This window comes from Streptomyces sp. NPDC006435, assembly GCF_040612315.1.
In the GTDB taxonomy this organism is placed as follows: Bacteria; Actinomycetota; Actinomycetes; order Streptomycetales; family Streptomycetaceae; genus Streptomyces.
Genome location: NZ_JBEXPY010000003.1, coordinates 33479 through 47423, shown reverse-complemented (window position 1 = coordinate 47423; position 13945 = coordinate 33479). Strand labels below are relative to the sequence as shown.

12 protein-coding genes and 2 pseudogenes are annotated in these 13945 nt (G+C 72.8%); 7 read left to right on the top strand and 7 right to left on the bottom strand.

All coding sequences use genetic code 11. The features are described from left to right. Window positions 1–60 precede the first annotated feature (60 nt). Entirely contained in the window at window positions 61–2214 is a 2154-nt protein-coding gene (locus tag ABZZ04_RS04485; RefSeq protein ID WP_356930702.1) for an MMPL family transporter, read from the top strand. A gap of 121 nt (window positions 2215–2335) precedes the next feature. Here ABZZ04_RS04485 and ABZZ04_RS04480 read toward each other — a convergent pair whose 3' ends face one another. Continuing rightward, window positions 2336–3028 carry a TetR/AcrR family transcriptional regulator C-terminal domain-containing protein gene (locus ABZZ04_RS04480; RefSeq protein WP_356930701.1) on the bottom strand — a complete coding sequence of 231 codons (693 nt, stop codon included), beginning with the start codon at window positions 3026–3028 and terminating at the stop codon, window positions 2336–2338. Between the two features lie 54 nt (window positions 3029–3082). Here ABZZ04_RS04480 and ABZZ04_RS04475 point away from each other — a divergent pair, with 54 nt between their 5' ends. Next, window positions 3083–4201 (top strand): NAD(P)/FAD-dependent oxidoreductase, encoded by a 1119-nt coding sequence (locus tag ABZZ04_RS04475; protein ID WP_356930700.1) that lies wholly within the window; start codon window positions 3083–3085, stop codon window positions 4199–4201. Window positions 4202–4515: 314 nt separating this feature from the next. Then, on the top strand, window positions 4516–5055 hold the full coding sequence (locus tag ABZZ04_RS04470; protein WP_356930699.1) for a hypothetical protein: 540 nt from the start codon (window positions 4516–4518) through the stop codon (window positions 5053–5055). A gap of 66 nt (window positions 5056–5121) precedes the next feature. Here the strand turns inward: ABZZ04_RS04470 and ABZZ04_RS04465 are convergent, their stop codons facing one another. Then, a complete protein-coding gene (locus ABZZ04_RS04465; RefSeq protein WP_356930698.1) occupies window positions 5122–6405 on the bottom strand; it encodes an MFS transporter in 1284 nt (427 codons plus the stop codon). Between the two features lie 242 nt (window positions 6406–6647). On the opposite strand from ABZZ04_RS04465, the gene ABZZ04_RS04460 reads away from it, so the two are divergent. Continuing rightward, a complete protein-coding gene (locus ABZZ04_RS04460) occupies window positions 6648–6959 on the top strand; it encodes a sulfurtransferase TusA family protein (RefSeq protein ID WP_356930697.1) in 312 nt (103 codons plus the stop codon). 79 nt (window positions 6960–7038) lie between these two features. On the opposite strand, the gene ABZZ04_RS04455 is transcribed toward ABZZ04_RS04460, so the two are convergent. Further along, entirely contained in the window at window positions 7039–7974 is a 936-nt protein-coding gene (locus ABZZ04_RS04455; RefSeq protein WP_356930696.1) for a LysR family transcriptional regulator, read from the bottom strand. A gap of 134 nt (window positions 7975–8108) precedes the next feature. Between ABZZ04_RS04455 and ABZZ04_RS04450 the strand changes: the two genes are divergently transcribed. Beyond that, window positions 8109–9470 carry an MFS transporter gene (locus ABZZ04_RS04450; RefSeq protein ID WP_356930695.1) on the top strand — a complete coding sequence of 454 codons (1362 nt, stop codon included), beginning with the start codon at window positions 8109–8111 and terminating at the stop codon, window positions 9468–9470. A 24-nt stretch (window positions 9471–9494) separates the two neighbouring features. On the opposite strand, the pseudogene ABZZ04_RS04445 reads toward ABZZ04_RS04450, so the two are convergent. After that, window positions 9495–9848 (bottom strand): annotated as a pseudogene (locus ABZZ04_RS04445) (helix-turn-helix domain-containing protein); the annotation flags it as partial. A gap of 111 nt (window positions 9849–9959) precedes the next feature. Further along, window positions 9960–10172, bottom strand: a pseudogene (locus ABZZ04_RS04440) (helix-turn-helix domain-containing protein); the annotation flags it as partial. Window positions 10173–10357: 185 nt separating this feature from the next. Here ABZZ04_RS04440 and ABZZ04_RS04435 point away from each other — a divergent pair. Together ABZZ04_RS04435 and ABZZ04_RS04430 are read left to right on the top strand one after the other, a co-directional pair. Further along, window positions 10358–11563: a cytochrome P450 gene (locus ABZZ04_RS04435; protein ID WP_356930694.1), complete on the top strand. Its 1206-nt coding sequence runs from the start codon at window positions 10358–10360 to the stop codon at window positions 11561–11563. Between the two features lie 3 nt (window positions 11564–11566). Continuing rightward, entirely contained in the window at window positions 11567–11854 is a 288-nt protein-coding gene (locus tag ABZZ04_RS04430) for a ferredoxin (RefSeq protein ID WP_356930693.1), read from the top strand. Between the two features lie 121 nt (window positions 11855–11975). On the opposite strand, the gene ABZZ04_RS04425 is transcribed toward ABZZ04_RS04430, so the two are convergent. Then, on the bottom strand, window positions 11976–12374 hold the full coding sequence (locus ABZZ04_RS04425; protein WP_356930692.1) for a hypothetical protein: 399 nt from the start codon (window positions 12372–12374) through the stop codon (window positions 11976–11978). A gap of 86 nt (window positions 12375–12460) precedes the next feature. After that, window positions 12461–13867, bottom strand: a complete 1407-nt coding sequence (locus ABZZ04_RS04420; RefSeq protein ID WP_356930691.1) for a serine/threonine-protein kinase — start codon at window positions 13865–13867, stop codon at window positions 12461–12463. Window positions 13868–13945 lie beyond the last annotated feature (78 nt).

Here is a 13945-nt window from a genome sequence, read left to right as displayed (position 1 = left end):
TCTCTCAATCATTGAGATACTTTGTGATCGACTTTTTTGATCGCGAAGCTTGGGGCTGTCATGAGAACCACACCGCGCCGGGCCCGGTGGCTCGTTCCGCTCGTCCTGCTCGTCGTATGGCTGGGGGTCGGCGGGGCGCTCGGGCCGTACGCGGGCAGGCTCGGAGAGGTCGCGACCAACGACCAGGCCGCGTTCCTGCCGCAGAGCGCGGAGTCGACCAAGGTGCTCAAGGCCCGCGAGGCGTTCGACCAGTCGGAGACCCTTCCCGCGATCGTCGTGTGGACGGCGGACGGTGACCGGATCACCGACGCACAGCGGTCCACGGCCACCCGCTCGGTCGGAGGACTTGCCGGGCGGCCGGGAGTGGTCGGCGACCCGTCGCCCGCCCTGCCCTCCGAGGACGGGCAGGCGTTGCAGGCCGTCGTCCAGTTGGAACCCGGCCTCGGCGACGCGCTGCCGGACGTCCTGGGGGAGGTGGACGAGGCCGCCCGAAGCGTCCCGGGCACCGCGGCGCGGATCGCGGGACCGGCGGCGAGCCAGGCCGATCTGTCGGACGCCTTCTCGGGCATCGACGGTCTGCTGCTCGGCGTGGCGCTGGCCGCCGTGCTGCTGATCCTGCTGCTGGTCTACCGGAGCGTCCTGCTGCCGTTGCTGATCATCCTCGGGTCCGTCTTCGCGCTGGGCCTCGCCTGCGGGATCGTCTACGTCCTGGCCGACCACGACGTGGTCCGGGTGGACGGCCAGGTGCAGGGAATCCTCTCCATCCTCGTCATCGGCGCCGCGACGGACTACGCGCTGCTGCTGGCCGCGCGGTTCCGCGAGGAACTCGTTCTGCGGGAGGACCGGGCGTCGGCCGCGCTGGCCGCCGTACGCCGGTCGTTCGGCGCGATCACCGCGAGCGCGGCCACCGTGGCCCTCGCGCTGCTGGCCCTGCTCGCGAGCGACCTCACCAACAACCGCGCGCTCGGACCGGTCGGGGCCATCGGGATCGTGTGCGCGGCCCTCTCCAGCCTGACCTTCCTGCCCGCCGCGCTGGCGCTGCTGGGCAGGACCGCGTACTGGCCCTCCCGGCCGAAGGCGTCGGAGGCGTCGGAGGCGTCGAACGTGTCGGGCCCGTCGGACCCGTCGGGCAAGGGGCAAGGTGTGTGGCGTCGGGTGGCGGCCGTCGTCGACGCCCGGCCCCGCCGCATCTGGGTGACGACCGCGATCGTGCTCGGCGTCCTCGCGGCCTTCTCGCCCTCCCTGTCGGCGAAGGGCGTTCCCCTCGACGAGATCTTCGTGAACGACGCGCCCTCGGTCTCCGCCCAGAAGACGCTCGGGGAGCACTTTCCCGGCGGCTCCGGCAGCCCCGCCGTCATCATCGCCGACGCCGACCACGCCGGCCGGGTGCTGGCGGCGGCGAGGGGGACCGAGGGCGTGGCGTCGGCCGGCGCGGTCTCCGCGTCCGGGCGCCCGGGGGCCGGTGAACCCCTGGTCGTCGACGGACGGGTCCGCATCGACGCCACCCTCGAAGCCGCGGCTGACAGCGACGCAGCCAAGAAGACCGTGGCCCGGCTGCGCGCGGACACGCACGCCGTGGCGGGGGCCGACGCGCTGGTCGGCGGGTACACGGCACAGCAGTACGACACCCAGCAGACGGCCGCCCGCGACCGCACGCTCATCGTGCCCGTCGTCCTCGGCATCATCCTGCTCATCCTGGTTCTGCTGCTGCGCTCCCTGCTCGTCCCGGTCCTGCTCGTGGCGACCGTCGCGCTCAACTTCCTGGCGACGCTGGGGGTGTCGAACCTCGTCTTCGAGCACCTTCTCGGCTTCAGCGGAACGGACGCCTCCGTGCCGTTGTACGGATTCGTGTTCCTGGTGGCGCTCGGCGTGGACTACAACATCTTCCTCATGTCCCGGGTACGGGAGGAGGCGTTGGCGCACGGCAACCGGCAAGGGGTGCTGCGCGGGCTGACCACGACCGGGGGCGTGATCACCTCGGCCGGGGTGGTGCTCGCCGCCACCTTCGCGGCCCTGATGGTGATCCCGCTGGCCTTCCTGGTGCAGATCGCCTTCATCGTGGCCTTCGGCGTCCTGCTCGACACCCTCGTGGTCCGGTCGCTCCTCGTCCCGGCTCTGGTGCTCGACATCGGTGCCCGGGCCTGGTGGCCCGGCGTCCTGGCCCGCAAGGACGTGATGGCGGGGCCCGCCGAGGAGGGGGTGCCGGTGGCGTGACGGGAGGCGGCGCGGCTCCGTCCCGGGGCGGAGCCGCCGGGCGGGGGCCGGGCGTCATGCCGGAGTTGAACGGGCCCGCCACCGGGCTCCCGGCCCGCTCGCCCCGGGCGGGGGCCGGGCGTCATGCCGGTGGTCGGGTGAGCCTGGCGGCCACGGCGTCCAGGACCCAGTCCAGGCCGGTCGCGAAGGACGTCCCGGCGTCCACGTCCGCGCCGTCGTGCACGGCCCTGGCCAGCGCCGGGAAGCGGCCGGTGGCCAGCATCCTCGTCAGCTGCGGGCCGGCGGCGCGCTGCCAGTCGTGCTTCGACAGGCCCGTGGCGCGCTCGGCCCGCAGGTTCGCGATCTCGCGCCTGATCGCGCCGGTGAAGTAGGCGCCGACGGTCTCCACCGCGCGCATGGCGGTGTCGATGTCGGCGAGGCCGTCCAGGGCGGACAGCGTGGCCTCGCCCACGGCGAGGGCGTTCGGGCCCAGGGCCGGGCGGCCGCCGAGCAGGTCGGCCAGCCATTCGTGCCGGAGCGCGGCGTGTCTGGTGCGGTGGGCGAGGGCGCGCAGCGCCTCGCGCCAGTCATCGGGCTGTTCCCGGGGGAGGATCTCGGCGTAGACCTCGTCCAGCATGAGGTCGAACAGCTCCTGCTTGGTGGAGACGTATCCGTACAGCCGCATCGGGCCCGCGTTCAGCCGCGCGGCGACCTTGCGGAACGACACCTCGTCCAGTCCGCCCTCGTCGGCCAGCGCGATGGCTGCCGCAACGATCCGCTCCCGGTCGAGCGGCACGGGGCGAGCCGGCGGCTCCGGCCGGTCCCACACACTCATGGTTCACACCGTTCTGCTGCGATACATCGTATTGATGGAATACAGTGTATCGCCATGAGGCATCGTATCGCCGTGATCGGGGGCGGCCCCGGAGGTCTTGCCCTTGCCCGTGTCCTGCACCGCCACGGCCACCCCGTCACCGTCCTCGAACGCGATCCCGGCCCCGACGCCCGGCCCCCGGGCGGCGCGCTGGACCTGCACGAGGGGCTGGGCCAGCTCGCGCTGGACAAGGCGGGGCTGTTGACGGAGTTCCGGGCGCTGTCCCGCCCCGAGGGGCAGGCCATGCGCATCCTGGACACGAACGGCACCGTCCTGCGCGACTGGCGGCCCCGTCCGGACGACCGGGCCAACCCCGAGATCGACCGCGGGCAACTCCGTGACCTGCTGCTCGGCCCTCTCGACATCGGGTGGGGGCGGAGCGTGACGCAGGTGGTGCCGGGGACCCGGGAGGGTACGGCGGTCCATTTCGAGGACGGGCGACGGGAGACGTTCGACCTCGTGGTCGGCGCGGACGGCGCCTGGTCCCGGACCCGCCCGGCAGTCTCCCCGGTGACACCGCACTACACCGGCGTCACCTACGTCGAAACCTCCCTCGACGACGTCGACATCCGCCATCCCGACCTCGCCCGGCTGATCGGCGACGGCTCCATGGCCGTGTACGGGGTGAACCGGGCTCTCGTCGCCCAGCGCAACAGCGGCGGCCACGTCAAGGTGTACGCCCAGTTCCGCGCGCCGCTGGACCGGCACGCGGACCTGGCCCCGGCCGACGCCGAAGCCGTACGGTCGAGCCTGCTGGCGCTGTTCGACGGCTGGGCCGCTCCCGTCCTCGAACTCCTCCGCCACGGCACCGCCTTCGTCCACCGTCCCCTTTACGTCCTGCCCGTGTCCCACACCTGGACCCATGTCCCCGGGGTGACACTGCTGGGCGACGCCGCCCATCTGATGCCCCCGCTGGGGGCGGGCGCGAACCTCGCGATGCTGGAAGGCGCCGAACTCGCCGAGTCCATCGCCACCGGCCGCGGAGATCCGGACGAGACCGTCCGCGCCTTCGAGGAACGGATGTGGGCACGGGCCGGCCGGTGGGCGGAGATCACGACGGCCGGTCTGGAGCGCCTCGTGAGCCCGGATCCCGCCGAAGCCCTCGCCCTGTTCGACCAGGTCCAGCCGTCCTGACGGTCGGGCGGAGGATCAGCGACGGACCCTCGCGCGGGCGGGCGTACCGGTCGTACGCCGCTTCCACGTGCGCTTCGGCATCGCGCGGCCGGACCGGATCCTGCATCGGACGGGCTTCGCGGTGCAGGGCTCGTCCCGCTGCCGTCACGGCATCCCGAACCGACGTTCTCAAGTGGTGGGGGCGCCTCGTCCCGGGGATGAGGGCGGCTCCGCCGCGCGGCGGAGCGCGGGGCGAGGCTCTCCTTCCGGCGGGGCGTCCCGGACAGCCGATCAGGCCGATGGAACGTGCCTGGGACCGCTCGATGATGAATCGCATGAGCATCCATACGGCCTCCCCCGTCATCTCCGCCGCACCACCGCCCCGTTGGGCGGTTTGGGCGGCGCATCTGACCGCGCTGGTGGTCCTGCCGAGCGGGATCCTGCGCCTTGTCTGGGTGCTGGGGTTCCCGGCCGGCTACACGGACGCGGGCTTCGTGGAGTTCGAAACTCCCTTTGCCAAGGTGTGGATGCTGACGCTCAGCGTGGTCTCGGAACTGGTCGCCGTCCTGACGATCGGCCTGGTACGGCCCTGGGGCAGCCTCGTGCCGCGCTGGATACCGCTGATCGGCGGGAAACGGGTCCGTCCCCTGGCCGCCGTCGTCCCCGCCCTCCTCGGCTCGGCGGTCCTGACGGCGCTCTGGGGCACCATGCCCCTGTGGTGGACACACCCGCACAGCGACATGACACCCACCGGACACATCGTCATCGGGATCCTCTATCAGCCGCTGGTCGTCTGGGGACCGCTCACCGCGGCCGTCGCCATCTCCTACTACCGCCGCCACCGTGCCGCACGGCGTCCGGCATCGGCCGATTGAGGACCCGGCCTCACCCCACCGGGACACGTCCACCACCAGGATCGCCGTCGCCCCGAACCGAAAACCTCAGTGGCGTGGTTTCTTCCGGTGAAATCCGGTCCGGTCCTTCTCCGGGGCCCGACGCAGACCCCGCAGGGAGGGCGAGGCCAGACCGGTGACCCCGGCCGCACAGCCGAGGACGGCGCACGACGCGAGCGCGTTCCTGACCCCGGCCTCGTGCGCGAACCAGCCCAGTACGTTGTTCGCCACCACCAGCGCCAGGCTCTGCACGAGCGTCAGCAGCGACTGGATCCGGGACAGGTGCGTGTCCGGGGTGCCGGCCAGGACCAGCGGGCCGATGTGGCACGCGAACATGCCCGACCCCGCACCGACGACCCCTGCCGCGGCGACGGCCGCGGCGGGAGTCGGGGCCGCCGCGAGTCCGGCCAGTCCCGCCGCGGCGAGCGCCGGGCCCAGGCTCGCGCCCACGCCGATCCGGCGCATGGGCCCCAGCCGGGCGGCCACCAGCGCGGTCAGGAGCATTCCGGCGCCCTGGCCCGCAGCGACCAGGCCCGCCGGGCCCGGCCCCCAGCCGCTGGAGCGGGCCAGCAGCGGGCCGAGCAGGGCAATCGCGGGCAGCAGCCCCGCCGCGGCCGCCGCCGTCAACAGCAGTGCGGCCCGAAGGACGGGGTCCGTCGCGGCGGTCCTCACCCCGTCGGCGATTCCCGCGAGCAGGCTCTCGGTGCGGGGGGACCGTTCCGCCCCGGCCGTCGGCCGCACCCACAACATGACGGCCAGGACCGCGGCGAAGCTGACCGCGTCGACCAGGGCCGTACCGCTCAGGCCCGCACTCGCCACCAGCACCGCCCCCAGCGGGGCCCCGAGCAGGGCGGCCACCTGGCCACCGGCCTGTTGCAGGGCCATTGCCCGGGGAAGCTGCTCCTTGCTCACCAGGCGGCGCGGCATGGACCCCGTCGCGGGGAGATAGAACGCGTCGACGGTCCCGACCACGACGGCGAACCCGATCAGCATCCAGGGCGGCGTCCCGCAGAGCCGGGCCGCCACGGCCAGGGCGAGTACGGTCGCGAGCATCGCCACATCGCCGGTGATCATCATGCGCCGGGCGCCGAAGCGGTCGCCCACCGCCCCGCCCAGCAACAGGAGCACGGTCCGCGGCAGTGTGATCGCGGTCAGCACCAGGGCGGCCGTCCGGCCGCCGTGGGCACTGGCCGCCCAGCCGAGCGCGAAGTGGAGGGCCGCGTCACCGACCAGGGAGAGCCGGGTCCCCGTGAGCCAGTACAGGTACGACCGGGGGAGAGCGGTTCGCGGGGAAGAGGGGGCAGCGGTCTTCGCGGCGCCGAGTGAGGTCATGGCCGCCGACCGTAGGGCCCTCGACCTGGTCGAGGGCCAGTGACGGACCGTCAGGTGGCGGGGGCGGGGCTGTCGGGAGGGGGCCGAGCCGCCGAGGGGCGTGGGCCTTCGGCATCATGGTTGCCACCACCGGTCACCCGTTTTCCCCCGCCGGTGGTATTCGTCCCCCGTCCTTCAGTCCATCGCCGCTCATTGCCGATGAGCCCATGAACCCCATGAGTCCCACGAGTTCCATGAGTCCTATGAACCCCGAGGTTCCCGAGGTCCCCGCGCCGGACCTCACCGTCGACGGCACCGGTCTGCTCTGCGTCACCCTCCTGCTGCGGCTGCGCAAGCAGATCGACGGTGCGGAGCCGGGCACCGTCGTCCACGTCATCGCCACCGACCCGGCCGCCCCGCTCGACCTGCCCGCCTGGTGCCACATGACCGGCCACCACTACCTCGGCCCCGTCCCCGGCGCCGAGCAGCCCGTGTTCGCGCTCCGGCTGGTCGCCGACGCGCTGTCCACCCGGGCCGACGCGCCCTGGCATCCGGCCGCCCCGCCGGCCTTGTGACGCCGCCCGGGCGGGGCCGGCATGTGACGGGCGCGGCCCACCCGTCGGGCCGGGGGGTCCGCCGCCGCGCCCGCCCCGTTCAGCGCGGGGTCACCCAGTCCGGTGTCCAGGTCCCGGCGGCGCCGTGGCCGGTCGTCGTGGCGGCCAGGTGGGCGCGGAGGGCGGCGAGTGCCGGGTGGGGGTTGTCGCGGTGCCAGATGAGCGAGTGCGGGTAGACCGGCATCGGGTCGGTGACCGGGATGAGGCGCAGGCCGTGGCCGGTGGGCCAGACGAGGCGGGTGCTCCCGCCCATGAAGGTGGCCAGGGCCGGGGTGTCGGCGATGGTGTCGAGGAGCGCGTCGGAACCGAAGTTGGGGCCGGTCGCCTCGATGGTGAGGCCGAACTCGGCGACGAGGTCGTCGTAGTAGGCGCCCCACTCGGTACCGGGAACGATGCCGGGCATCCAGATCCGGTGCCCAACGAGCTGCCCGACGGTCACCGAGCGGGCGCCCGCCAGCGCGTGGGCGGGGCCGGTGAGGAGCTGGAGCGGCTCGTCGAGCACCCGGACCGACTCGATGTCCTCGGGCAGGGGCCGGCCGGGCGCGGCGACGGCGCGGAAGGACGCGTCGATCGTGCCGGAGCGGACGGCGGCGACGGCCGTCTCGATGTCGAACAGCATCACCACGTCGAGGTCGATGTCGGGCCGGGCGCGGTGGAAGTCGCGCATCAGGCCCGTCGCCGCGCCGCGCGAGGCGATCACGTCGACGCGCAGCGGACGGCGGCCGGTGCCCACGGACGCGACCGCGCGTTCCGCGGTGCGCAGCAGCTCGCGCGCGTGGGGCAGGAACGCCTGCCCGTCGATGGTGAGCCCGGAGCCGCGCGGGGTGCGGGTGAACAGCCGCACCCCGAGATCGCGCTCCAGCGCGGCGATGCGCTTGGAGACGGCCTGCTGGGTGACCGCCAGCTCGGCGGCGGCCTCCTGGAACTGTCCCGCGTCGGCGGCGGCGACGAAGGTCCGGACGGCTTCGATGTCCATGCCGACACCCTACTGACACAACCACTGGTTGTGGCCGGGCGGTCTTTCGGTTGTTTGATCCCCGGGTGAGGCGCTCGCTTTGATGCTTCTGGTCGCGGATCGGTTGTACGGATGAGTGGCGAGGGGCATCGGGCATGAGGAGCGGGCACCGGCTGGGGCGGCGGTTCGGATGGCTCTGGGGAGCGTACGGGACCAGTGCGCTCGGCACGTGGCTCGCCTTCGGCGCGTTCCCGCTGATCGCCGTCCAGGTGCTGCACGCGGGGCCGGCCGAGGTCGCCGCGCTCTCCTCCGCGGGGGCGGCGGTGGGCGCGGCCGTGGCGGTGCCGCTCGGCCCGTGGGTGGAGTTCCGCCGCAAGCGGCAGGTACTGATCGCGACGGACCTGGTGCGGTTCGCGGCGCTGCTGACGATCCCCGCCGCGTTCGCGCTCGGCGTGCTCACCTTCCTCCAGCTCCTGCTGGTCTCGGTCGTCGTCTCGGCGGCCGACATCGCCTTCCGCGCCGCCTCCGGCGCGTACCTGAAGACCCTGCTGCCGGCCGAGGACCTGCTCGTCGCGAACGCCCGGTTCGAGTCCACGTCCTGGACGACCACGATCATCGGGCCGCCGCTCGGCGGTGCGGCGATCGGGCTCCTCGGGCCGGTGGCGACGGTGGTGGCCGACGCGGTCAGCCATCTGCTCTCGGCCCTGGGCATCCGCGCGGCGGGCGGGGACGAGCCGCGGCCCGAGCACCGGAAGGCCGCGCGCATGAGGGCCGGGGACCTGCTCGACGGGTGGCGGTACATCCTCGCCGACGCGACGCTGCGCCCGCTGTTCCTCAACACTGCTTTGTTCAACGGCCTGGTGATGGCCGCTCAGCCACTGCTGGCCGTCCTGATGCTCGGCCGGCTCGGGTTCGAGCCGTGGCAGTACGGCCTCGCCTTCGCCGCGCCCGCGCTCGGCGGACTGCTCGGGTCGCGGCTGGCCAGGCCGCTCGTCACCCGGTTCGGGCAGCACCGGGTCCTGATCGGGAGCGGGGCGCTGCGCGCGATCTGGCCGGTGGGTCTGGTCCTCCTGGGGCCGGGCACGGGAGGGCTGCTGCTGGTCATCGGCGTCGAGTTCGGGCTCATCCTCTGCTGCGGGGTCTTCAACCCGGTCCAGTCCACCTGCCGCCTCCGGCGCACCGCGGCCGACCGGGTCGCCCGCACGCTGACCGCCTGGGCGGTGACGACCAAGGGTGCGACCGCGCTCCTGACGGCCCTCTGGGGCGTACTGGGCGCACTGCTCGGCCCGCGTACGGCGATCGGCCTGGCCGGAGTGCTCCTGCTGGCGACCCCGCTGCTGCTGCCCCGCCGCGCGGAGGCGCATCCCGGCGAGCCGGACCCTGAGCCGGGACCGGGACCGGGACCGGGACCGGGACCGGAGCAGGAACAAGAACAAGAACAGGAACAAGAACAGGAGTCAGTGCCGGAACCGGACCTGGAATCGAATCTGATGAAAACTCAGAAACCTTTGCGATGAACCGAGTCGATGTATCCGTGGCCCTCACTTCAGAAGCGTGCGCCAGCGGTCGGCCGACTCCAGCAGGTCCAGGCTGATCCGCTCCAGGAACGCCCCCGTCCGGGCCATCCGCTGCCCCACGAGGTCGTCGGGGCCGACCCCCTCCGCCGAGGCCAGCGCGGCCCGCGCCGTATCCAGCGTCTGCCGCGCGCTGAGCACGACGGAGCGGTACCAGGCCTCGTCGTCGATCACATAGACGTCGCGGCGCCGCTGCGGATCGCGCTCGCGCCGGACGTAGCCGTGCTGTACGAGGTAGTTCACGGCCACGGAGACGGAGGCGGGGCTGACCTTCAGCCTGCGGGTCAGCTCGGCCGCGGTGCGTCTGCCGTCCTCGGACTGCAACAGGTCGAGATGCACGCGCGCCGTGATCCTCGGCAGCCCCGCCCGGACCGCCATCTCGACGATCTCCTCCTCCGCCCCGCCGCCGTCCGGCGGCCCGCCCGTGCGCGGGGGCTTCGGGGTGCCGCGCCGCGCCCGCCGGGCCGTCGCCCGCTGGGCCTGCTGGGGCCGGTAGTCGTGGGGGCCGCCGTTGCGTCCGATCTCCCGGCTGATCGTCGAGGTCGGCCGGTCGAGCCGCCTCGCGATCTCGGCGTAGGAGAGTCCGTCGGCGATTCCGGCCGCGATGCGCTGGCGGTCCTGCTGGGTCAACCGTCCTCCTGGCATGCCGTCAGTATTGCCTTCGCCGTCATTCATTGCAACGCGATATTGCGTTCGTGCTCAGCGTCATTGCATCAATTTCTCGCATCTGACCTGCATGAATGAGTTTTCTGTAATTGACAGCCCTTCCGTTTCCGCCGTAGCTTTCAGGCATCGTAAAACGCGTAGTATCGCGAGATGGGGGAACGGTCATGAGCGAGTCACTGCACACCGTCGCGACGATGCCGGCGGCACGCCGGCCCGGCTGCCCCTTCGACCCGCCGGCGGAGCTGGTCGAGGCCCAGGGGCACGGCCCGATCAGCCGCTACACCTTTCCCGGCGGACGGCCCGGCTGGCTGGTCACCGGATACGACGAGGTCAGGGCGGTCCTGGCCGATCAGCGGTTCAGCTCGCGCAAGGAGCTGCTGCTCCACCCGACCATCGACTACGGGGACATCGAGGCGCCCGAGGCGCCGCCCGGCGAGTTCCTCCTCATGGACGAGCCCCGGCACAGCCGCTACCGCAAGCCGCTGATGGGCAAGTTCACCGTACGGCGGATGCGGCTGCTGACCGAGCGCGTCGAGCAGATCACCGCCGAGCACCTGGACGCCATGGAGGAGGCCGGGCCGCCGACGGACCTGGTGACCGCGTTCGCCAACCCCATCCCCGCCGTCATGATCTGCGAGCTGCTGGGGGTGCCGTACGAGGACCGGGGTTCCTTCCAGGAACAGGTCCGCTCGTTCATGGACGGGGAGACGAGCGACGAGGAGCTGATCGCGGCCTACACCGCGACCCAGCACTACCTCGCGGAGCTGGTGGCGGCCAAGCGCGCGAACCCCACCGACGACGTGCTCAGCGACCTCACCGACAGCGACCTGACCGACGAGGAACTGCGGGGGATGGCCCTGATCCTGCTGGCGGCCGGGATCGACACCACCGCGAACATGCTGGCCCTCGGCACCTTCGCGCTGCTGCGCCACCCGGAGCAACTGGCCGCGCTGCGCACCGATCCCGGGCTCACCGACCGGGCCGTGGAGGAACTGCTGCGGTACCTCAGCGTTGCCAAGACGTTCATGAGGACGGCACTGGAGGACGTCGAGGTGGGCGGGCGGCTCATCGAGGCCGGTTCGCCGGTGATCCTGTCGTACAACACCGCCAACCGCGACCCCGGGCGCTTCACCGCCCCCCACGCGCTCGACCTCGGCAGGCAGAACGGCGGACACCTCGCCTTCGGCCACGGCATCCACCAGTGCCTGGGGCAGCAACTGGCCCGCGTCGAGCTGCGGGTCGCGTTCCCCGCGCTGCTCGACCGCTTCCCCACACTGCGCCTGGCCGTACCGCCGGAGGAGGTGGCCCTGCGTCCGGAGCTCGCGGACATCTACGGGGTGAAGAGCCTCCCGGTCGCCTGGGACGTGTGACCGATGAGGATCACCGCGGACACCGGACGCTGCGTCGGCTCCGGGATGTGTGCACTGACGGCCGGTGAGGTGTTCGACCAGGGGGAGCACGACGGCAAGGTGGTCGTGCTGCGGCCCGAACCGTCCGACGGGGAGCGGGACCTGGTCCGCGAGGCGGCCGGCCTGTGCCCCGCCGGGGCGATCACCCTGGCGGACCCGGGCACCCCCGCTCCGCGGCCGACCGGGTTTCCCGGGGCGACCGGCTCTCCCGGGGTGACCGGGTTCCCCCGGGCGGCTGGGTTTCCCGGGTGATCACTGAGAGGGGGGTGATCAGCGGACCTTCGGGTCCTCCAGCCCGGCCGGCTCGGCCATCACCTCGGCCGACGTCGTACCGGCCACCGCGGCCTCCTGCCCGTCGCGTACGGAATTCAGCCTACGGCCGCGGGGGCGCGAGGGGGTGGTCGCGGGCGGACGACTCCTCGGGCGACCACGGGAGCCAGACGAGCGCCTCACGCCAGCCGGGCCGCCCGGCGGCCCAGTCCTGAACCACCTCGGCCACCGGCTCCACCGAGAAGTCCCCCCGGTCACGGGGCACCCACGCCTGGAAGTGCCGGTCCGGCCCGCCCTCGCGGTACTCCACCTGATAGCTCAGGTCGTCCTCGAGGTACACCTGTATGTAGTGCTGACCCTCGGGCTCCGCGTCGAGCCGGTTCACGACGACGAACCGATGGCTGAGGCTCATGTCGGCCAGCAGGTCGTGCAGCTTCTCCTCGGACGGGTCGTCCCAGGCGGTGTCGTCCGCCTCGACCGCCCGGATCACTGGTGCTGTCATACGGGCGACTCTATTGACCGCCCGCACCCCCCACCGCCACCGGGTACGGCTTCCGGGGGTCCGGGGTGTCGTGCGCCGGGGCGCGGTCAGGCGGGGCGGCTGCCGGGGACCTTCCACCACAGGAGCCAGGCGCCCGTGCCGAGGAGGAACATGTTGGCGATCACGTGGGCCGGGGCCTCGCCGAAGCCGGTGCTCATCTGCCCGAACACCTCGGGCAGGACCAGTTCCTTGGTGACGAAGTACAGCACCAGGTCGAACACGACGAAGACGGGCCAGGCCACCGCCGGGTGCCAGCGGGGCCGGGGCACGGCCTGGACGAGGGAGAGCACGGCAGTGATCAGGAGAACGGTCGGTACGAACTCCGACCGCACCTGGTCGAGGTAGTTCCACGGCAGGACGGTGCCGAAGCCCCACAACAGGGCCATGCAGCCGATGAACCGGATCGCCACCGCGCCGAGGGGAGTGATCTGCGCGGCTGCCCCGCCCGGCGGCCGGAAGGAGCGGTCGGGGCCGACGGGCGACGTGACCGGGGAGGGGGAAGGAGCGGAGGGGGAGGGGCGTGTGGACCATCCGGCGATTCCGGGCTGCGGGTGCCCCGCCCCTCCGGGGGCCCCGGAGGACCCCGGCGCCGGGGGCACGACCACGGTCGGGGTCGGGACGGGTGCCGCGGTCCCCGTACGTGCCACCTGGTCCAGCGCGGCGAGCGCCTGCTCGGCCGTGGGGCGCAGGGCCGGGTCCTTGGCCAGCAGTGCGGCCAGCAGCGGTTCCAGCACGTCCGCCCGCGCGGGCGGACGCGGCTCCTTGGTGGCGACGGCGATGCAGAGCGCCCCGAACGTGTCCCCGTTGAACGCGGGCACGCCCTCGACGGCGCAGTAGAGCGTCGCGCCCAGCGACCACAGGTCGTTGGCGGGCGTCGGAGGTCTCCCCTCCAACTGCTCGGGAGCCATGTAGGCCGGGGTGCCCATCACCGAGCCGGTGCGGGTGAGGGCCGTCGTCGCGTCGGCCATGTGCGCGATGCCGAAGTCGGTGATGATCACCCGGTCGTCCATCAGCAGGACGTTGTCCGGCTTGAGGTCGCGATGGACGATGCCCGACGCATGGGCCGGCCGGAGGGCCTTCAGCATCGCCACCCCGATCTCGGCGACGCGCCGGGCCGGCAGCGCGCCGTCCCGCTCGATCAGGGTCGCCAGCGACACGCCGGTGACGAGCTCCATGACGACGACGGGCGCGCCGTCGTGCTCGACCACGTCGTGCACCGTGATGATCCCGGGGTGGTTGAGCCGTGCGGCAGCACGGGCCTCACGCACCACGCGCTGGAGGAAATGGTCCCGGCCGTCACTGGTGAGCCCCTGGGGAAGCAGCACCTCCTTCACCGCCACGTCCCGTTCGAGCGCGGTGTCCCGCCCCCGCCACACCCGGCCCATGCCGCCCTGACCGATCAGCTCCACAAGCTGGTACCGGCCCCCGATCAGTGCCCCGCCCGTCGCTTCCACGGGCCAACCCTAGCGCGAACTCCCCATGGGAGAAGGGGGTGTTCGGGCATGTGAGCGGGGTCGCCACCGGGCCCGCCG